The 20,062-nt window shown below is 62.7% G+C and carries 19 protein-coding genes; 13 read left to right on the forward strand and 6 right to left on the reverse strand.

Annotated elements, in window-relative coordinates; translation table 11 throughout:
* The first annotated feature begins 91 nt into the window (after positions 1–91).
* A complete protein-coding gene (locus DBP26_RS18040; RefSeq protein ID WP_108238796.1) occupies positions 92–1,189 on the forward strand; it encodes a GNAT family N-acetyltransferase/peptidase C39 family protein in 1,098 nt (365 codons plus the stop codon).
* 54 nt (positions 1,190–1,243) lie between these two features.
* Here DBP26_RS18040 and DBP26_RS18045 read toward each other — a convergent pair whose 3' ends face one another.
* The 4 genes from DBP26_RS18045 to DBP26_RS18060 all read right to left on the reverse strand — a co-directional run bounded on the left by DBP26_RS18045 (position 1,244) and on the right by DBP26_RS18060 (position 5,401).
* Positions 1,244–2,836, reverse strand: a complete 1,593-nt coding sequence (locus DBP26_RS18045; protein ID WP_108238795.1) for an ATP-binding protein — start codon at positions 2,834–2,836, stop codon at positions 1,244–1,246.
* Between the two features lie 63 nt (positions 2,837–2,899).
* Positions 2,900–3,700: an alpha/beta fold hydrolase gene (locus tag DBP26_RS18050; protein ID WP_108238794.1), complete on the reverse strand. Its 801-nt coding sequence runs from the start codon at positions 3,698–3,700 to the stop codon at positions 2,900–2,902.
* A 25-nt stretch (positions 3,701–3,725) separates the two neighbouring features.
* Positions 3,726–4,262, reverse strand: a complete 537-nt coding sequence (locus DBP26_RS18055) for a carboxymuconolactone decarboxylase family protein (protein WP_108238793.1) — start codon at positions 4,260–4,262, stop codon at positions 3,726–3,728.
* Positions 4,263–4,360: 98 nt separating this feature from the next.
* Positions 4,361–5,401, reverse strand: coding sequence for an alcohol dehydrogenase catalytic domain-containing protein (locus DBP26_RS18060; protein WP_108238792.1), 1,041 nt, complete (start codon positions 5,399–5,401; stop codon positions 4,361–4,363).
* 455 nt (positions 5,402–5,856) lie between these two features.
* Here DBP26_RS18060 and DBP26_RS18065 point away from each other — a divergent pair, with 455 nt between their 5' ends.
* From DBP26_RS18065 to DBP26_RS18095, 7 genes are all read left to right on the forward strand, one after another.
* Complete coding sequence (locus DBP26_RS18065; RefSeq protein ID WP_108238791.1) at positions 5,857–6,843, forward strand: GlxA family transcriptional regulator; 987 nt, start codon at positions 5,857–5,859, stop codon at positions 6,841–6,843.
* Positions 6,844–7,139: 296 nt separating this feature from the next.
* Positions 7,140–7,781 (forward strand): response regulator, encoded by a 642-nt coding sequence (locus DBP26_RS18070; protein ID WP_218565100.1) that lies wholly within the window; start codon positions 7,140–7,142, stop codon positions 7,779–7,781.
* Positions 7,782–7,797: 16 nt separating this feature from the next.
* Positions 7,798–8,259: an AraC family transcriptional regulator gene (locus DBP26_RS18075; RefSeq protein ID WP_158541405.1), complete on the forward strand. Its 462-nt coding sequence runs from the start codon at positions 7,798–7,800 to the stop codon at positions 8,257–8,259.
* Positions 8,260–8,262: 3 nt separating this feature from the next.
* Positions 8,263–8,634, forward strand: a complete 372-nt coding sequence (locus DBP26_RS18080; protein ID WP_108238789.1) for a response regulator — start codon at positions 8,263–8,265, stop codon at positions 8,632–8,634.
* 153 nt (positions 8,635–8,787) lie between these two features.
* Positions 8,788–9,537 carry a YkgJ family cysteine cluster protein gene (locus DBP26_RS18085; protein ID WP_108238788.1) on the forward strand — a complete coding sequence of 250 codons (750 nt, stop codon included), beginning with the start codon at positions 8,788–8,790 and terminating at the stop codon, positions 9,535–9,537.
* 175 nt (positions 9,538–9,712) lie between these two features.
* Positions 9,713–11,752 (forward strand): NADPH-dependent 2,4-dienoyl-CoA reductase, encoded by a 2,040-nt coding sequence (locus tag DBP26_RS18090; RefSeq protein ID WP_108238787.1) that lies wholly within the window; start codon positions 9,713–9,715, stop codon positions 11,750–11,752.
* Positions 11,753–11,900: 148 nt separating this feature from the next.
* Entirely contained in the window at positions 11,901–12,797 is an 897-nt protein-coding gene (locus DBP26_RS18095) for a pyridoxal-phosphate dependent enzyme (protein WP_108238786.1), read from the forward strand.
* Here the strand turns inward: DBP26_RS18095 and DBP26_RS26980 are convergent.
* Positions 12,794–12,946, reverse strand: a complete 153-nt coding sequence (locus DBP26_RS26980; RefSeq protein ID WP_158541406.1) for a hypothetical protein — start codon at positions 12,944–12,946, stop codon at positions 12,794–12,796. The genes DBP26_RS18095 and DBP26_RS26980 overlap by 4 nt on opposite strands.
* 77 nt (positions 12,947–13,023) lie before the next feature.
* Between DBP26_RS26980 and DBP26_RS18100 the strand changes: the two genes are divergently transcribed.
* The 3 genes from DBP26_RS18100 to DBP26_RS18110 all read left to right on the forward strand — a co-directional run bounded on the left by DBP26_RS18100 (position 13,024) and on the right by DBP26_RS18110 (position 17,099).
* The gene (locus DBP26_RS18100; protein WP_108238785.1) at positions 13,024–14,364 is read left to right on the forward strand and encodes an MFS transporter; all 1,341 of its coding nucleotides are present in this window, start codon (positions 13,024–13,026) and stop codon (positions 14,362–14,364) included.
* 246 nt (positions 14,365–14,610) lie between these two features.
* Entirely contained in the window at positions 14,611–15,816 is a 1,206-nt protein-coding gene (locus DBP26_RS18105; RefSeq protein WP_108238784.1) for an MFS transporter, read from the forward strand.
* A complete protein-coding gene (locus tag DBP26_RS18110; RefSeq protein ID WP_108238783.1) occupies positions 15,816–17,099 on the forward strand; it encodes an arsenic transporter in 1,284 nt (427 codons plus the stop codon). Before DBP26_RS18105 ends, DBP26_RS18110 begins: the two co-directional genes overlap by 1 nt.
* Here DBP26_RS18110 and DBP26_RS18115 read toward each other — a convergent pair.
* The gene (locus DBP26_RS18115; protein ID WP_108238782.1) at positions 17,062–18,045 is read right to left on the reverse strand and encodes a DUF1853 family protein; all 984 of its coding nucleotides are present in this window, start codon (positions 18,043–18,045) and stop codon (positions 17,062–17,064) included. The two genes, DBP26_RS18110 and DBP26_RS18115, sit on opposite strands and share 38 nt — an antisense overlap.
* Positions 18,046–18,198: 153 nt before the next feature.
* On the opposite strand from DBP26_RS18115, the gene DBP26_RS18120 reads away from it, so the two are divergent.
* Both DBP26_RS18120 and DBP26_RS18125 read left to right on the forward strand, forming a co-directional pair.
* Positions 18,199–19,089: an NAD(+) kinase gene (locus DBP26_RS18120; RefSeq protein WP_108238781.1), complete on the forward strand. Its 891-nt coding sequence runs from the start codon at positions 18,199–18,201 to the stop codon at positions 19,087–19,089.
* Positions 19,089–20,060: a metallophosphoesterase gene (locus DBP26_RS18125; protein WP_108238780.1), complete on the forward strand. Its 972-nt coding sequence runs from the start codon at positions 19,089–19,091 to the stop codon at positions 20,058–20,060. The genes DBP26_RS18120 and DBP26_RS18125 overlap by 1 nt, the downstream gene beginning before the upstream one ends.
* Positions 20,061–20,062 lie beyond the last annotated feature (2 nt).

Genomic DNA, 20,062 nt, shown 5'->3' on the forward strand with positions numbered 1-20,062 from the left:
TAATCGATCCGTGTTGAAGAAGACGCCGCTTCAATAAATCACGGGCCTTTGGCCCTGTCCCGGTTCGTTACTCAAACATTACGGTGTCGCCATGCTTTTTGATGTTCGCTTTGCGTCGATGGACGATGTGCAGGCTCTGGTGGAACTGGAGCAGGCCTGTTTTACCCTCGATCGGTTGAGCTCGCGCAATTTCCAGTGGATGGTCAGCCGGGCGAATGCCTGCCTGATGGTCGTGACGGCACAGGACTGTCTGGCCGGATACGCCCTGTTGCTGTTTCATCGCGGCACTTCCCTGGCTCGGCTCTATTCGATTGCCGTCAGTCAAACCTGGCGGGGGCACGGCCTGGGTCAGCGCTTGTTGGACGAGGCGCAGGCCTGTGCACTCGCTCGCAATTGCGCCTGGCTGCGGCTGGAAGTTCGCCCCGATAACCCCGCCGCGATCAGCCTGTACGAGGCCAACGGCTTTGAGCGCTTTGCGATCGTCGAAGACTATTACGAAGACCACGCCGAAGCGTTGCGTTACGAGAAGCGCCTGTTGCGCGACGCCCCGGCGCCCGCTCGCCACGTACCGTATTACCCCCAGACGACCGAGTTCACCTGCGGCGCTGCCTGCCTGCTGATGGCCATGGCAGCCCTGGACGCGCAACGCTCGATGAGCCGTCCTGAAGAAATCCAGCTCTGGCGGGAGGCGACCACCATCTTCATGACCGCAGGCCACGGCGGCTGCAGTCCGCAAGGTCTTGCGCTGGCGGCATGGCGGCGCGGGTTCGACGTGCGGCTTGTGGTCAGTGCGCCAGGCTCGCTGTTTCTGGAGGGTGTTCGCAGCCTGGAGAAGAAAGCCATCATGACGCTGGTGGAAGACAATTTCGCCCAGGCGCTGGGCGAGACGCAGGTGGAGCAGGTGCTGTCCTCCACCCTGGATATCCGTGGGGCCCTGGCCGAAGGCTTCAAGCCGGTGGTGCTGATCAGCAGCTACCGATTCACCCGCCTCAAGGCGCCACATTGGGTGTTGATCACCGGCTGCGATGACGACTTCGTCTACTTGCACGACCCCGACGTGGACCACAGCCGCTACAAGCGCGGCCTCGATTGCCAGCACTTGCCGGTCAGCCACGGCGAATTTCAGCGCATGACCGTGTTCGGTCGCCGAAGGGTTCGGGCCGCCGTCATGTTGCGCAGGCGTTCGTGAGCCTCGCGCCTCCCGTCACGTGTGTGCCAGTCGATAATGGCCCTACCGGGGCGATCACGCCGACACCGCAAGCCCCGGCAAGGTGACCGTGACCCGTGCGCCGGACTGGCCATCCTCCCGGTTCGCCATGCGAATCTGGCCGCCAGCGGCCTCGATGATGGAACGGCAGATCGGTAAGCCCATGCCCATGCCGGTGCTCTTGGTGGTGAAGAAACTCTGGAACACCTTGTCTTCCAGGCCCGGCGCAATTCCAGGCCCGCTGTCCAGGACTTCGATGCGCAGTTGCCGACCGTCCGGACAGTCGCTGCGCAGCGTCAATGCCCTGGGTGAACGGTTGGCAGAGGCCATCGCCTGAGCGGCATTCATGACCAGATTGACGATGACTTGCTGCAGCAATACGCGGTCCGCTCTTACCGGCGGCAACGCGCCGGTCAGATCCAGGGTCAGGCGAATGGAGTGCTTGCGCAGTTCATGGTCGGTGAACTTCAGGGAATCCTGCACCACTTCGTTGAGCGACACCTGCGTCTCTTCAGCCGGGCGACGCAGTGCCATGGCACGGATGCGGCCGATGACGTCATCGGTCCGTTGCGCCTCGCCGATGATCTGCAGCAGGGCATTTTCGACTTCCTGAAGATCGGGCTGCGGGCGTTTCAGCCAGCGCAGCGCCGCCTGGGCATAGGTGGAAATCGAGGTCAGCGGCTGTTTGATTTCGTGGGTGATGGATGCGCTCAGCTCGCCGAGTATCGAGATACGCGCGACATGGGCGAGTTCGGTTTGCATGATCTCCAGCGCGTGGCGCGCCGCCGCCAGTTCCGAGAGGTCGATGATGCCGATCAGAATCACCCCTCGGGCCAGGTTTTCCTTGGAAAAGCAGGCAGTGAACAGGCATTCGAACACGTTGCCTTCCAGGGTTCTGAGCCGTGTGACCTCAATGTTGTTGGGCAGGCCGGCGAGGGATTTGACCACGCAGCGGGCATACACCTGAATGCTTTCGTCTGGCCAATAGCGGTCGATCGTTCCGAGCATTTCGTTGCGGTCGCCCCGCCCGAACAAACGCAGGCTGTGGTCGTTCAGGTCCAGCACCCGAGTGCTTTGCATCATGTCGCGCACGACCTCGGGATGAGCCAGGAAATACGGCTCCAGGTCCCGCACGCCGGCGTCCAGCAGCGCCCGGATCTTGGGGCCGACAGCAGTGAAGTCCAATTCCCAGAAGGACGCCGCCATGGCCTGAAACAGATTGCGGTAACGGTACTCGCTGGCCTTGAGGTGGCGCTCCAGGTCCTTGGCCGAGGAAATGTCATAGCCTGTTTCCAGAATGCCGACCGGGTTGCCGCCAGCATCCTTGAGCAGGGACCAGCGAGCGTTCACCAGTCGGCGGTCACCGCTTCCGGTCAGTCGCGACAATTCCCCTTCCCAGTAGCCGTCTGCGAGCACCTGGGCATCGGCCGTCGAATGCGCATCGCAGCCATGCTTGCATTTGAGCAAGGTACGCGCGTTGGCGCCGAGTGCGGTGTGCGAGGGCCATCCGTACAGCGCGGCGGACGCCGAGTTCCAGAAGTGAATCGTTCCTTCCATGTCCCGCACGAATACCGCGTCGTGAAAACGCTCGAACACCTCGGCCTCAGCACGGGAGAGGGGGGGCGTCATGGGATTGTTCTCCGCGCACTGTCAGGGTGATGTGTTGCGGTAGGGTGTCGGGCGGGCATGCGCTCAGGCCTCACCCGCCAGAAACGCGACCGCGCTGGCGATGGTCCGGGCATCCCCGAGTATCCGACGGTGCCCCAGCCCCTCCGTCACCTGCAATCTGGCTTCCGGCCAGGCCGCCTGCAAGGCCCTGGATTGAGACAGATCGACGACTCGGTCACTGCTGTCATGAATGATCAGCCCTGCATGATGAAGGTTTGCAGTCAAACTCGACAGCGTTGTCGAATCCAGGTCGACCCCGGTGAAGGTTTCGACCCACGCCTCAAAGCGCAATGCAAGCCCTTGTTCGAGCCCCTGGGCGCGTGCCGTTCCGGTGACGACCTGTTTCATCGAGCTCGGCCCACACAGGTGCACACTCTTTTGCACCGACAAGCCGTTGGCCAGCGCCCACAGCGCCGCGGTCGAGCCGGCGGAGTGGGCGATCAGCGCTTCGAACCCGCCGCCCGCCTGGGCCAGGCTCAAGGCGCATCGCGCCGTGTGGATCATGCTCGAAGCCGCCCCGTCGGAGTCGCCGTGGCCTGGCGCATCGAAGAGCACCACGCTGCGACCCGCTGCGAGCAGCGGCGCCACGAACCCGGCCAAGTGCGAGCCACGACTGCACCAGCCGTGCATGAGCAGCACGCGAGGGCCGTCGCCGAAGGTCCAGTAGGCGACCTCCTGTCGATCCAGGGTCAGGGAAGTCCGCCTGCCCGTGGCCAGGAACGCCACTTCTTCGGCAGAGGCCGGCACGCGCTCCGGAATCGCGAAAGCTTCGCACGCAGCACGCAGTTCGGGGTCCGCCGGGAGAAAGGATAGGAGGCTGTTCAAAACGACATCCTTGCCACAAAGGCGGCTATTCGGGTTTGGGAAAGTCGACGACGGTATCGTTGATGCGGTTGAACACGTTGGTAAAGGTGATCACCGAAATTGCCAGGCCGATGTGCACGATGTCTTCGCCCTGGTAGCCCACCGCTTGCAGCGCCTGCACCTGCGATTCCGGCAGCGTGCCGGGATTGAGCGCCAGGTGGCGTACGAATGACACCAGGGCATCTCGACGGGCATCACCGGTCGTTACGCCGTCACGGATCGCGTGCAGCGTGTCGGGAGACAGGCCGACCAGCTTGCCGACCATGCTGTGCGCAGCGACGCAGTAGTCGCAGCCCGCCAGTTCGCTGATGACCAGCTTGACGGTTTCCTGGTCCGGTTTGCTCAAGGGGCCGCTGGCGAGCACCTTATCGGCTGCGAGCATCGCCTGCAGTGCGGCTGGCGCCAGGCTGGCGAGCGCCGCGTAGGCGTTGGGCACCTTGCCTACGGATTTCTTGATGCTGGCGTAAGTCTCGGCTGTGGCGCCTGTGGCTTGGTCGGCGGGAATAGCAGTGAAACGAGGCATTGATTTCTCTCCGCAGCAGTGTGGGCAAGGGACAGTTCCGTCCCGGTGGGTGACCCTACAGGCCAAGGCGCTGCTGTACGTAGCGCCCTGGCCAACGTTCAACTGGCGTTCGCTGTCTGCGCGCCCATGACCAGCACGGCGCGCAACTTGACGTCGGCGCGCATCATCCGCGCGTAGGCCTGCGGCGCCTGTTCAAGCGGGAAGGTTTCCACCAGCGGCCGGATCTGTTGCAGGTTGGCGAAGGCCAGCGTTTGCTCATTGTCGATGACCGTGCCGGTCAGGGCGCCGCTGACCGAGCGCGCACCGAAAATCAGGTCTGTGGCATTGACGGCCAAGGGCTCGCCCGGCACGGCCACGACCACCAGTTGCCCACGAGGGGACAGACCGGGAATGGTCTGCGCCATGCCTTGTGCGGTCGGTGCAGTGCCGAGCACCACTTTGGCCCCACCCAGGCTACGCAACGCCTCGGCGACGTTCTCGCTTGTCGCGTCGATGTAGCGGTGAGCGCCCAGCGACATGGCCAGCTCGGCCTTGTTGGCGCCGCGCGCAATCGCCACGGTATGGAAACCCATCTTGCGAGCGAACTGCACGCCCAGATGGCCGAGCCCGCCGAGCCCGTGGATGGCCACGACATCACCGGCCTGAGCACCTGAATGGCGCAGCGCATTGAAGGTCGTGAGGCCGGCACACAGCAGCGGAGCGGCTTCAGCGGCGTCCAGGTCTTCAGGCACCTTCACCAGCCCACGGGCCTCGGCAATCATGATTTCGGCATAACCGCCATCGGTGGTCATGCCGGTGATCACCGGATTCTGGCAGGTCACGGGATCCCCTTGCCGGCAGGACGGACAGGTGCCGTCTTCACCGGCCAGAAAGCCAACGCCCACCCGTTGACCGATACGCCAGCTCGGTACGCCATCGCCGAGTGCCTCGATGCGGCCAATCACTTCGTGGCCGGGGACACGGGGATATGGGACGCCCGCGAAACCCTCGACCGTGGCGCTGTCGGAATGGCACACACCGCAGGCTTCGATCCGGATGCGCACTTGGCCAGGGCCTGGCGTGGGAATCGGGCGCTCGACGAGTTCCAGTTGGCCTGGGGCGGTCGCGACGACGGCTTTATAGGTGGTCAGGGATGTCATGATGGATCGCTCGCAATTAGGATGAATTGAACCGGCGCAGGGGAACTTGTGGATTGCTCAGTCATCGCCCTTGGCTCTTTGTTATCGAATAAAGAGAAAGTCTGCGATCAACGGGACATCCGCAACGTCGTTAGTTGACCCTTGGGTGTTCATTAGTACGAGTAGAAGAACGGGATGAATAGGATTCTGGTGCGAATTACAGGGTTTCTCGGCACTTGGCTCGCTCTTTTTATAATGGGTGGCGCACAGCGGCACACTACAACACTCAATGCAGTTTGCCGTTCGCGTTAATGAATAAGAGGCCCTCGATGCAACCTGATATTCATTATAGGATGCGAAGCCATTCATCCTCTCGATGATCGCCACCGCATCGTGCGCATCGTGCAGGGCGTTGACGCGAAATAAAACGACATTTACGGTCATGTTTTCGGACATGGCGCTGGACGGAGTGGGGCATGCACACAATCGGCTACTTCCTGACCGATGGATTTCAGGTCATGGCACTGGGCACCCAGTCGGTGTTCGAGTTCGCCAACGTCGTCGCCAGGGAGCAGGTCTATCAGGTCACCAATTATTCGTTGTCGGGGGGCGTGGTCGTGTCATCGATCGGCGCCTCGGTCAATACTCAGCCTGTGACGCCCGAATCGCGGGCCGATACCTGGATGGTGTCGGGTATCGTCGATCCAATCGGCCATGTCAGCACTGCCGAAGAACTCGGCTTCATTCAGCGCGCCGCCGGGCAGGCGCAGCGGGTGGGCGGGATGTGCACAGGGGCTTTCGTACTGGCCGAGGCCGGGCTGCTCGATGGCAAGAAAGTCACGACCCATTGGGCCTATGCCAGCGTTCTCAAGGAGCGGTTCCCCTTGACCCTCGTGGAAGCGGATTCCATTTTCATCAATGACGGCGCCATCTGGACCTCCGCCGGCTTGTCCGCCGCGATGGACCTGGCCCTGGGGATGGTCGAGAAGGACCTGGGCCACGAGATCGCGAACAAGGTGGCACGGGTGCTGGTCATGTATCACCGACGCTCCGGCGGCCAGTCCCAGCATTCGGAAATGCTGAACATCGCGCCCAAATCCGACCGCGTGCAGGCGGCGCTGGATTACGCCCGATCTCACCTGAAAGATGACCTCAGTGCCGAGGCCCTGGCTCGCACCGTGCACCTGAGCGAACGTCAGTTTCGCCGAGTGTTTCTGTCCGAAACCGGACTGTCTCCGGCCAAGGCCGTCGAACAGCTTCGCCTGGAGACGGCGCGCAACATGCTTCAGCGCAGTCAGCACTCGCTGGAAATCATTGCGCGGGAAACCGGCTTCCGCGATCGGCGTCATTTGCGCGAAGTGTTCATTCGCAAACTTGGCGTATCGCCCCAGTCATTCCGGCGTGAGGCCAGAGAGGGCGAGAATGAATCAGTGAGCGACGCGTCTTCGGTCTCCGGCTCATAACGGCGATGACGTTTGCTGTAAGTCCTTTAGTTGCATCAGACCTAACCTTAGGTATGAATTGACCTTAAGCCCCGCGCGGTACAAAGTTCACCGCATCCTGTAAGGGATGCGGACTTATCGGATGTTCTTGTTGATCCGCTTGCACCACTGAAGTGTCCCAGTACGATCCGTATATGCACTTGATTCGAACATCAAGTGGGCAGGATGGAATATCGAAGTTAGTTCAACCGCCGAGGAACGGACTCTCTTCTCATTCTGCCGGGTTTTCAACAGCAGCGATGGCAGGGGAGATTGACATGCAGAACATGATGGTTGCGACGGCGACCCGGATGGACGAGCCGGTCGTCTTCGTGGTGGACGACGATCCGGTGCTCAGCGGTGCACTGGCCAGCCTGCTCAGGTCCGTTGGCCACCACGTCGTGGCGCTGGGCGACCCGGAGGAACTGTTCCTGCACCCGCTGGCCGGGCAAGCGGCCTGCCTGATCCTGGATGTTCGGTTGCAAGGCTACAGCGGGTTCGATCTGCAACGGCGTTTGAGCGACGCCGGCAGCCGCCTGCCGGTCATCTTCATCACCGGCTATGGCGACATTCCCATGTCGGTCCGTGCGATGAAAGCAGGGGCCGCGGATTTCCTGACCAAGCCCTTTAGCTCCCAGGATCTGATCGACGCTGTGGCCAGGGCGCTCGCGGTATACGCCGAGTACCTGCAAAAACAGGAAGCTGTCGACGCGTTGCGCAGGCGATTCGAATGCCTGACTCCCCGAGAGCGTCAAGTCATGGGCGGGGTCGCCAACGGGTTTCTCAATAAGCAGATCGCCAGCCAACTGGAAGTCAGCGAAATCACGGTCAAGCTTCATCGCGCCAACATGATGAAAAAGATGCACGTGCGCACCGTCGCCGACGTGGTGCGGGCGAGTCGTCAACTGGAACTGTCGTAGCGCGGAGAGCATGCACATGTCTGCAATGCCAGCCCTTGAATTCTCATTACGCGATGCCGTCCGTGCGCCCCAGGGGGCCGGCGCACCGGGCACATCCCAGGATGCGTCCGCCGATCGCCCCCTCAAAAGGCCTCAGGAGTCATTGGCGCCCTGGCGCGTCAAAAAGGCCAAGGACCTGATGATTCGGCTCATGGCCCAGGGCTGCTCGATCGAGTGGATCGCCAGGGAGTGTGCCATTTCCAGAAGTCATTTTTCCCGCGCCTTCAAAAATGCCACCGGGATGGCGCCGCATGACTGGTTTCGCAGGGAGCAGATCCGCCGGGCAGAAGCGCTGCTGCGCCAGCGTAAATTGCCGATCTGTCAGGTGGCCCATGAATGCGGTTTTTCGGATCAATCCTACTTCACCCGAGTATTCAGGCAGTTGAATGGCATCAGTCCGAAATCCTGGCAATCCAACGCATGCCAGCCAGAGGCCTAGTGGGTGGATCACATACCCCGTATCGCCATCGTCGACGACGATCAATCCTGTCGCATGGCACTGGCCAGCCTGGTGCGTTCGCTCGGCTATGTGCCGTGTGTATGCTCAAGCGCCGAAGATTTCCTCGCGCTGATCGATGCCGAGGATGTCGATTGCCTGATCTCCGACGTGCAAATGCCCGGCATGGATGGGTTGGCCTTGCAGCGCTCGCTGCTCGCCAAGGGACGTTCGCTGCCCATCCTGTTCATCACCGCCTATCCCAAGGAGTCTGCGCGCAGAGCGGCCATCGCAGGCGGGGCCTTGTGTTTCCTGGGCAAACCGTACGACGCACAACTGATCATCGATTGTATTGAGTCTGTCGTGACGAAAGCCTGACGCTTCAACAGGCTTGGCCCAAACGGCATCCCGCGTCAAAGATACGCGCGGGGCTCATTCACACCCCGCTGCCGCTCCCGTTGCAGAATCCTTTCAACGCCTGCGCGCTCTTCGGTTACTATCCCGCGGATATTCGGTCGGGAGTGTGGCGGGTTGAACGAAGCGAACGAGGTGCGGTTCGAGTGCAACGGCTGTGGCCGCTGTTGCCAGAATCATCACATACCGCTGACCCTGGATGAGGCTGTGCGTTGGGTCGCCGACGGCGGCCAACTGATCATTCTGGTGGACGGCTTTGTCGAAGACGGCCCCGGATTCGACAGCGCCCAACGCGCTCACCTGATGAGACGTTCGCGCGCCGTTCACTGCGCAACGCTGCAACCCCGCGTGATGATCACCTTTGCCGCGTTCAATCCCGGGCGCTGCCGATACCTGCAGGACGATAACCGCTGCGGCCAGTATGAAAGCCGGCCTCTGGTATGCCGGATCTATCCCGCCGAAATCAATCCATCCATTACCTTGAATCCCCAGGCCAAAGACTGTCCTGAGGAGGTCTGGGTCGAGGGTCCCGTCCTGATCCATCGAGAGCGAGGCGTGGACCCTTTACTGGGCGCGCTGATCGAGCGGTCGCGCCAGGCCGATCGCGATGAAATCGTTCGCAAAGTGGCCATCTGTGAACGGTTGGGCATCCACGTCAGCGCCATTCGAGGCAATGGCTACACCGCCTGGCTACCGGACGGGCAGCAATGGCTGCAGGCGCTGGCCGACACCGACGGCCAGACCGAGACTCAGGTGCAGTGGGCGTTCGAAACGTCGAACGAGCAGTTGGCGGCGCAACTGGCCGGGCTTGGCATCGCACTGAGCGCCAGCGCCAGTCATCAAGGAGCGTTTATCGGCCTGGCATAAGCATTGCCGGTCTGCTGCGCATTTCGATCATCAAGTTGTCACTTTGGGTCATTGAGCGTGACCGGAGTGGTGGTTAATGTCTGCGCCATGAACGGGACCCAGAGAGTGGCCCCGACAACGCGACAGGCCCCCAGAGTGCCTGCGCTTTCCGTGATCACGTTCGATGGAGTTGTGTATGGCCGCCGCTCAGTACCCGCACCTGCTGGCCCCGCTGGATCTGGGATTCACCACCCTGCGCAATCGCACCCTGATGGGGTCGATGCACACTGGCCTCGAGGAAAAACCCGGCGGTTTCGAGCGCATGGCCGCGTATTTTGCCGAGCGCGCCCGCGGCGGCGTCGGGCTGATGGTGACGGGCGGCATCGCGCCCAATGCCGAGGGTGGGGTGTATGCCGGGGCGGCCAAACTGACCACGCCCGAAGAAGCCGACCACCATCGCATCGTGACCCGGGCCGTGCATGAGGCCGGTGGCAAGATCTGCATGCAGATCCTCCACGCGGGGCGTTATGCCTACAGCCCTCAACAGGTCGCGCCCAGCGCCATTCAGGCGCCGATCAACCCCTTCAAGCCCCGAGAGCTGGATGAAGAAGGCATCGAAAAGCAGATTCAAGACTTCGTGACCTGCGCCACCCTGGCCCAGCGCGCCGAATACGACGGTGTGGAAATCATGGGCTCGGAAGGCTATTTCATTAACCAGTTTCTGGTAGCGCACACCAACCATCGCACTGACCGATGGGGCGGCAGTTATGAAAACCGCATGCGCCTGCCGGTCTCGATCGTGCGCCGAGTGCGAGAAGCGGTCGGGCCGAATTTCATCATCATCTATCGTTTGTCGATGCTCGATCTGATCGAAGGCGGCAGCACGTGGGAAGAAGTGGTGCAGTTGGCCCAGGCCATCGAGCAGGCCGGTGCGACGATCATCAACACCGGCATCGGCTGGCACGAAGCGCGTATTCCGACCATCGCTACCAAAGTGCCGCGTGCAGCATTTGCCAAGGTCACAGCGAAGATGCGTGGGTCGGTGTCGATCCCGCTCATTACCACCAACCGCATCAACACCCCGGAGGTGGCCGAGCAGGTGCTGGCCGAGGGCGACGCGGACATGGTGTCCATGGCGCGCCCGTTCCTCGCCGACGCCGATTTCGTCAACAAGGCGGCTGCCGGTCGCGCCGATGAGATCAACACCTGCATCGGCTGCAACCAGGCCTGTCTGGACCACACCTTCGGCGGCAAGCTCACCAGTTGCCTGGTCAATCCGCGTGCCTGCCACGAAACGGAACTCAACTACCTGCCGGTCCAGCAGGCGAGAAAGATCGCCGTCGTCGGTGCTGGCCCTGCCGGACTTGCGGCCGCGACTGTGGCGGCGGAGCGCGGGCACGACGTCACGCTGTTCGACTCGGCCGCCGAGATCGGGGGGCAGTTCAACATCGCCAAACGCATCCCAGGCAAGGAAGAATTCTACGAAACCCTGCGCTACTTCGGTCGCAAATTGCAGACCACAGGTGTCGATGTGCGTCTGAATACGCGGGTGGCAGTGGAGGACCTCGCAGGCAAAGGTTACGACGAAGTGATTCTGGCCACGGGGATCGCGCCTCGGGTCCCCGCCATTCCGGGCATCGATCACCCCAGTGTGTTGAGTTACCTGGACGTGATCCTGCAGCGCAAGCCGGTCGGGCCGTCAGTGGCGGTAATCGGTGCGGGTGGCATCGGTTTCGACGTATCGGAATTCCTGGTGCACCAAGGCGTATCGACCAGCCTGGACCGCGACGCCTTCTGGGAAGAGTGGGGCATCGATGGCAGTTTGAAGGCCCGCGGCGGTGTGGCCGGCATCCAGCCGCACCCTCACGCACCGGCGCGTCAGGTGTTTCTGTTACAGCGCAAGGCGTCCAAGGTCGGCGATGGCCTGGGTAAAACCACCGGCTGGATTCATCGTACGGGGCTGAAAAACAAGCAGGTGCAAATGCTGAACAGTGTGGAGTACCTGAAGATCGACGACGCTGGCCTGCATATCCGGATCGGCGCCGAGGGCGAGGAAAGAGTCCTGGCCGTGGACAACGTGGTGATCTGCGCGGGGCAGGACCCGTTGCGCGAGCTGTACGAGGGCTTGCAAGCGGCGGGGCAGAGCGTGCACCTGATCGGGGGCGCCGACGTGGCTGCGGAGCTGGATGCCAAGCGTGCCATCAACCAGGGGTCGCGGCTGGCAGCGGCCCTGTAGGCGGGGTGCCCTGGTGGTTCGGGTGGACGCCGCACGCGTGCACGTCCACCCGCGTCAATGAGCGTGATCCTTCGCAGTCCCGAGCGAGCCGTTTCCAGGTAGCCCTGCAGCCCGCTAAACTCGCACGCCCCGTCGTGCGGTGAAGGCCATGTTCGCTCCAGCTCCACTCCACCTGCTCACCCTTCCGTGGCTCACTCGCGCCGCGGTCGACGTTGCGATCCTGCGCCTGGACCTCATCGACCCCCTCATCAGCGGCAACAAGTGGTTCAAGCTCAGCCATCATCTCGACGCCGCCAAGCTTGCAGGGGCCAATGGGCTCATGAGCCTGGGCGGCGCTCATTCCAACCATCTGCATGCGTTGGCAGCGGCGGGGCAGCGCCTGGGCTTTTCCACCGTCGGCCTGCTGCGCGGCCATCCCGTGCAAACCCCGACCGTTCGCGACCTCGAAGGGTTCGGGATGGCCTTGCATTGGCTCGGCTATGCAGGGTATCGCGCGCGACATGAAGCGGACTTCTGGCTGCCCTGGCAAGCCCGTTATCCGAGGTTGTATCCCGTTCCCGAAGGCGGAGGGGGCAGGGACGGCGCGCTGGGCTGCGCGCCCATCGTGCACCAGGCCCGTGCCCGGCTTGGAGCGTTGGGCTGGAACGATTACCAAGGCTGGTGGCTGGCCTGCGGAACGGGCACCACCCTGGCGGGGCTGGCCTTGGCTGAAGACCGGCCGCGCAAGGTCTACGGCGCGATGGCGGTGCCCGAAGGACACGGCGTCGCCGAGAATGTCCGTGGCCTGTTGGGCGCTCCATTCGATGATCGGTACGAATTGCTCGACGCCAGCCGGGGCGGGTTCGCGAAAGTCGATGCTCAATTGCTCGAATTCATCGCCACCAGCGAGGCTCAAAGTGGTGTTCCGCTGGAGCCCCTGTACACCGGCAAGGCGTTGCTGGCATTGAAGCTGGCTGTCGAGGCGGGCCGTTTTGCGGCGGGCACCCGACTGATCTTGGTGCACACGGGCGGCCTGCAGGGCAGACGGGCCATCGCCGCCCTCTAGCCAATCAGCTCGACGAAGAGCCTTCGAGTCCTGCCTCGGCCCGGCCCGGCAGCCGTTACTGCCAGTGCCACCGGCGCACCTTTCTGGTCCGAGCCTGGGGTGGCACGAATCCTGCGCACCAGACGCGACGACAGGTCGGTTCTGAGCATGTCGGCGACTCATCTGGAGTCGGTCCGCTCACGCGCTGTCTCGATAATCGATTCTTTTCACCCGCGCCGAGGTATGCATGACCACTCCCACCCCTGAGCAGGTCGATCCTGCCACTTTGAGAAAAGTCATCGTTGCGGCCAGTATCGGCAATTTTGTCGAGTGGTTCGATTTCGCGGTGTACGGATTTCTCGCCACCACCATTGCCCAGGAATTCTTTCCCAGCGGCGATGCCAGTGCCGCCTTGCTCAAGACGTTCGCCGTCTTCGCGGTGGCGTTCGCCTTCCGCCCGCTGGGTGGTCTGTTTTTCGGCATGCTGGGCGACAGGATCGGCCGCAAACGTACGCTGGCATTCACCATTTTGCTGATGGCGGGCGCCACCACGCTGATCGGCGTGCTGCCCACTTACGCCGCCATCGGCGTCACCGCTCCCATCCTGTTGACGGTCATTCGATGCGCGCAAGGTTTTTCCGCAGGCGGCGAATATGCCGGCGCGTGCGCGTACCTAATGGAGCACGCACCAAGGGGCAAGCGCGCGTGGTACGGCAGTTTCGTGCCCGTCTCGACCTTTGCCGCGTTCGCCTCGGCAGCCATTTTCGCCTATGCGCTCGAAGCCTCGCTGTCGACTGAAGCCATGAGCAGTTGGGGCTGGCGCCTGCCTTTCCTGGTGGCCGCGCCCTTGGGGCTGGTCGGCTTGTACCTGCGGTGGAAACTGGACGAGACGCCGGCGTTTCAAGCGGTCGAAGAAGAGCATGCCGTCGCCCACTCGCCGCTGAAGGACACCTTGCGCCACCATGGAGGTGCGATTCTGGCGCTGGGCGCCTTCATTTCCCTGACGGCCCTGTCGTTTTACATGTTCACCACGTATTTCGCGACTTACCTGCAAGTGGCGGGGGGCCTGAGCCGCGCCACGGCGTTGCTGGTGTCGCTGATCGCGCTGTTGTTCGCCGCTGCAATGTGCCCGGTCGCGGGGGCGTTTTCCGACAAGGTCGGGCGGCGTAACACGGTGATCACCGCCTGTGTGCTGCTGGCTGTCATGGTGTACCCATCGTTTCTCATGGCCAGCTCCGGTTCGTTCGCCGGTTCAATCGTGGGCGTGATGCTTTTGGCCACCGGCGCGGTGTTGTGCAACGTGGTGACGGCCGCGCTGCTTTCGGAAACCTTTCCGACCCGCACCCGCTACACCGCTTCGGCGATCACCTACAACATGGCCTACACGATTTTCGGCGGTACCGCACCGCTGATGGCCACCTGGCTGATTGGCCTGACGGGCAGCAACCTGGCCCCGGCGTTCTACCTGATTGCCATCGCCCTGCTGGGGCTGGTGGGCGGACTGGCCTTGCGCGAAACCTGCAAGGTCTCGCTGGACGAAGTGGACGGCACATTGGGTCAGCGTCATCGGATGCAGCCCGCCGCGTGATCGGCTCTGGGGGTGGGTTTGCAGGCGGTGGTGTCTTGAGCGACGCCGCTGCCTGGAAGGGACGCCATGGCGGCGTCCGACCACGGCACCCGTGAGCGGTCAGCCGATCAAAGGGCCGTTCACAAATTTGTGTCAGGGCATGGTCAAGCTGCCCCAAAAAATGGCACATTGGCCCTCCTTTGTGCCGCCGACATCTTCTGTAACCAATAAGCGGGCGGCGCCTCTCCCCCTCGATGGAAGACCCGGATGGCCGTTCCCAGCCCCACGACCGCGACGCCTGCACGCCCTCAATCCAGCCCGCTGGTCATGCGCATCATCGGCGCCGTGGCGCTGGCCCACTTGCTCAATGACCTGATCCAGTCGATCCTGCCGTCGATCTACCCGATGCTCAAAGCCAGCTACGGGCTGAGTTTCACCCAGGTCGGCCTGATCACCCTGACGTTTCAAGTGACCGCTTCGCTGCTTCAGCCCTGGGTCGGTTATTACACGGACCGCCACCCCAATCCGCTGGTGCTGCCAGTGGGCTCGCTGTGCATTCTGGCTGGGGTGCTGATGCTGGCGACGGTGGGCAGTTTCCCGCTCATTCTGCTGGCCGCCGGGTTGATCGGCATCGGTTCCTCGACCTTCCACCCTGAGGCATCGCGCATTGCGCGCCTGGCCTCCGGCGGCCGCTTCGGTCTGGCGCAGTCGAGTTTCCAGGTGGGGGGCAACAGCGGCTCGGCCATAGGGCCATTGTTGGCGGCCGCGATCATCATTCCGTTTGGTCAAGGGCACATCGCCTATTTCGGTCTGGTCGCGCTGTTCTCAGTGGGGCTGCTGTACGCCATCAGCCGCTGGTACAAGAAACACTTGGCGCTGTTCAAGCTCAAGGCGGGCACGGCGGCGACCCATGGCCTTTCCAGGGCGCGTGTCACCAGCGCCTTGGTGGTGCTGGCGTTACTGGTTTTCTCGAAGTATTTCTACATGGCCAGTTTCACCAGTTACTTCACCTTCTTTCTGATCGACAAATTCCAGCTCAGCGTCGCCAGCTCGCAATTGCACCTGTTCATGTTTCTGGCGGCCGTCGCAGCCGGCACGTTCTTCGGCGGTCCGATCGGCGACAAGATTGGCCGTAAAGCGGTCATCTGGTTTTCGATTCTGGGCGTGGCGCCGTTCACCATTGCCTTGCCATACGCCGATTTGTTCTGGACCAGTGTGCTGAGCGTGATCATCGGCTTCATCCTGGCCTCGGCGTTCTCGGCCATCGTGGTCTATGCCCAAGAGCTGGTACCGGGCAATGTCGGGATGATCGCCGGCATCTTCTTCGGCCTGATGTTCGGCTTCGGCGGCATCGGCGCTGCCCTTCTTGGTCACCTCGCGGATCTTCACGGCATCGTGTTTGTCTACACCCTCTGTTCGTACCTCCCGCTGCTGGGCATATTGGCCATTTTGCTTCCGAAGACGACACACTGATGCTGACAGCGGTTCTTATCTTTCTGGTCACCATTACCCTGGTGATCTGGCAACCCAAGGGGTTGGGCGTCGGCTGGAGTGCGACGTTCGGCGCGGTGCTGGCGCTGCTGTTCGGGGTCGTGCACCTGACGGACATTCCGCAGGTCTGGCACATCATCTGGAACGCGACCGGCACCTTCATTGCGCTGATCATCATCAGCCTGCTGCTGGACGAGGCCGGCTTTTTCAACTGGGCCGCCTTGCATGTGGCGCGCTGGGGAAGGGGCAGCGGCAGGCGTCTGTTCGCCTTCATCGTGCTGCTCGGTGCGCTGGTCTCGGCACTGTTCGCCAATGACGGCGCCGCACTGATCCTCACCCCCATCGTCATGTCGATGCTGCTGGCGCTGCGTTTTTCACCCGCGACCACGCTGGCCTTCGTCATGGCTGCCGGCTTCATCGCGGACACCGCGAGCCTGCCGCTGGTGGTGTCGAACCTGGTCAATATCGTTTCAGCGGACTACTTCGGCATTGGCTTCAACCGCTATGCATCGGTGATGGTGCCGGTCAATCTGGTGAGCGTCGCCGCGACCCTGGCGGTGCTGATGCTGTTCTTCCGCCGCGATATTCCGGACACATTCGACACCGCGCAATTGGCGGACCCGACCACGGCCATTCACGACCGGGCGACCTTCATCGCCGGGTGGTGGGTGTTGGTCATTCTGCTGATCGGGTGCTTTGCGCTAGAGCCGCTGGGCATCCCTATTAGCGCGATCTCGGCCGTCTGTGCGGCGATCCTGCTGGGCATCGCGGCGAAAGGGCACACCATCGCCACGCGAAAGGTGATGAGAGAAGCGCCGTGGCAGATCGTGATTTTCTCCCTGGGCATGTACCTGGTGGTCTATGGGCTGCGCAACGCCGGCATGACCTCGTACCTGGCCGGATGGCTTGACCGCTTCGCCGATTATGGGCTGTGGGGCGCGGCCATGGGCACCGGGGTACTGACCGCCCTGTTGTCATCGGTGATGAACAACCTGCCGACGGTGCTCATCGGGCTGCTGTCGATCGATGCCAGCCAGGCGCAGGGCCCGCTGCAGGAAGCGATGATCTACGCCAACGTGATCGGCAGCGACCTGGGGCCGAAAATCACGCCCATTGGCAGCCTGGCGACCTTGCTCTGGCTGCACGTGCTGGCGCGCAAGGGCGTGAGCATTGGTTGGGGCTATTATTTTCGCGTCGGCATCGTGTTGACCGTGCCAGTGCTGCTGATCACCCTGGCGGCGCTGGTGGTGCGGCTGAGCCTGTGAGCTGCCCGGGTTCGGCCGCCAGAGGCCAGTGATCCGGAACCACAAAGACGCGCTCGGCTTCTTCCCAATGCCCCTCAGGCGTAGGGGCCAGGCGCGCCATCAATTGCGCATGGGCCTGGGGATCTGACGCGGGGAGCCACGCCGCCACGGTTTCCCCCTGCCAAGGAGCCTCGACGCGAGCCGGGGCCAGCCACTCGGCGCGAGGCACCCATTGCCAGCGCTGCGGCGAGCGTTGCTCGATGAACGCCGGCCAGTCCTTTTGGTGCAGCCACTGCCCGCGTAAGTGGGCCGGGTGCGCGCCGACGGGCGACCGGCATTCGCCTTGCCAGGGATACAGCAAATAGCCGCCCATCCACAGGTGTGTCTGGAATTCCTCGATCTCCAATACGGCCAGCGCCTCGCGGCTTTCCGGGCGTCCCGACATCGGCAACTGATGTTGGTTGAGGTGCGCCAGTTTCGCGCCCAACCGGTCATGGGAGCCCGGGCCGAGCCAGTTCATCGGGTCAATCCCATCGGCCTGCTGGGGCCCGAGATAGAATTTGATCGCCAGTTCGATATGGTGTACGCCGCCCTTGTCACGCACCAGCATGTCCAGTTCTCCGAGCGTATGATGGGCGACCCGAATCGGCAGGTTGGCGGCCACCAGCTCCACGCCTGGGGCATGCTCGATCGCAAACTGCCACAAGTGCTCGTAATACAGGCCCAGTCGGCGGATGGAACGGCGCGAGAGCCACTGGCTCAAAGGCTGGGGATCGCGGTCCAGGCGATGCAGAAAGTCCGTTAGCGCCTGCGGGTCCTCGACCCAGTCGCTGCCTGCCAATGGATGGCGTTGCGGCCATTCGGTCAGGCTCAGCATGGGCGGTGAAACCATCACCCACGCCAGGTCGCGTACCTGTGCAGTGCGCAGTTGGCGGGGCAGGGCGGTGAGGGTTGGAAATGGCGTCATCGCGGCAGAATAGCAGGACCGTCGATGGCTCACAGTCACCTTTCATGCACGAAAACCGCGTCGCGGCGCTGCGTTGGCGTTTGTCGGTTTGCCGCTATCGACCCCATCGCCCATAATCGCGTTCTTTACCGGCATGAACACCGCAGGAGCCCCATGGAGCAGTTTCGCAATATCGGCATCATTGGTCGCCTGGGCAGCTCTCAGGTCCTGGAGACCGTCCGCCGGCTCAAGAAATTCCTGATGTCTCGGCACCTGCATGTGATCCTTGAAGACACCATTGCCGAGGTCTTGCCTGGCCATGGCCTGCAAACGTCATCACGCAAGCTGCTGGGCGAGGTCTGCGACATGGTCATCGTGGTGGGCGGCGACGGCAGCCTGCTCGGCGCGGCCCGTGCCCTGGCCAAGCACCATGTGCCGGTGCTGGGGATCAACCGGGGCAGCCTGGGCTTTCTGACCGACATCCGCCCCGATGAGCTGGAAGTGAAGGTGGCCGAGGTGCTGGACGGCCATTACTTGGTGGAAAACCGATTCCTGTTGCAAGCCGAAGTCCGTCGCCACGGCGAGGCCATCGGCCAGGGCGACGCGCTGAACGACGTGGTCCTGCACCCCGGCAAATCCACGCGGATGATCGAATTCGAAATCTACATCGACGGTCAGTTCGTTTGCAGCCAGAAGGCCGACGGGCTGATCGTGGCGACGCCGACCGGCTCCACCGCCTACGCCTTGTCGGCGGGTGGCCCGATCATGCACCCCAAGCTGGACGCCATCGTCATCGTGCCGATGTACCCGCACACCCTGTCCGGTCGGCCAATCGTCGTCGATGGAAATAGCGAGCTGAAAATCGTTGTCTCAAAGGACATGACGATCTACCCCCAGGTCTCCTGCGATGGACAAAACCACTTCACCTGCGCGCCGGGTGACACCGTGACCGTGAAAAAGAAACCGCAAAAACTGCGTCTGATTCACCCGCTGGACCACAACTATTACGAAGTCTGCCGGACCAAACTCGGTTGGGGCAGTCGGCTTGGCGGCGGGGGCGACTGATGCTCGATCCCGCGCGTGGCTACGATCTGATCGGTGACGTGCATGGTTGTGCCCAGACCCTTGAGCACTTGCTCGACACCCTCGGTTACCGCTTTCAGGCAGGCGTCTGGCGCCATCCCGAGCGCATCGCCCTGTTCCTGGGCGACATCATCGACCGCGGCCCACGCATTCGCGAGGCGCTGCACATCGTCCACGACATGGTGGTCGCCGGTCAGGCGTTCTGCATCATGGGCAACCACGAATTCAACGCGTTGGGCTGGGCCACTCCGGCGCCACCGGAGAGCGGCAAACAGTTCGTGCGTGAACATACGCCGCGCCACGCACGGCTGTTGGGCGAAACCCTGGCGCAGTTCGAGGGCCATCCCGGTGACTGGAATGACTTCCTCACGTGGTTCTATGAACTGCCGCTGTTCATCGACGCCGAGCGCTTTCGCTTGGTCCATGCCTGCTGGGACGCCAGCTTGATCGAGCCCCTGCGCAGCGCGCACGGCGATGGCCGCGTCGATCAGCATTTCGTTCAGGCCTCGGCGGTGCCCGGCAGTTTTGCCAGCGCCGTTTTCGACCGCCTGCTGCGTGGCACCGACATGCGGCTGCCCCATGGCATGACGTTGACCGGTGGAGACGGCCTCACGCGTGCGTCGTTTCGTACCAAGTTCTGGGAAGACGATCCCCAGACCTATGGCGATGTGGTGTTCCAGCCTGACGCTTTGCCCGAGCCTGTGGCCAAGCGCCCGCTCTCCGACTCCGAAAAGAACGCCTTGCTGCGCTATGGCCCCGATCAGCCGTTGCTGTTCGTTGGGCATTACTGGCGCAGTGGAATCCCCGCGCCGATTCGCCCGAATCTGGCGTGCCTGGACTACAGCGCCGTGCTGTACGGCAAATTGGTGGCTTACCGTCTGGACCAGGAAACCGTCATCGACCCGGCCAAGTTTGTCTGGGTCGATGTCGAACGGCCGGTTGAGCGACTTTGATG

Origin of the sequence: Pseudomonas sp. RIT409, from assembly GCF_003052515.2 — a bacterium.
GTDB lineage: Bacteria > Pseudomonadota > Gammaproteobacteria > Pseudomonadales > Pseudomonadaceae > Aquipseudomonas.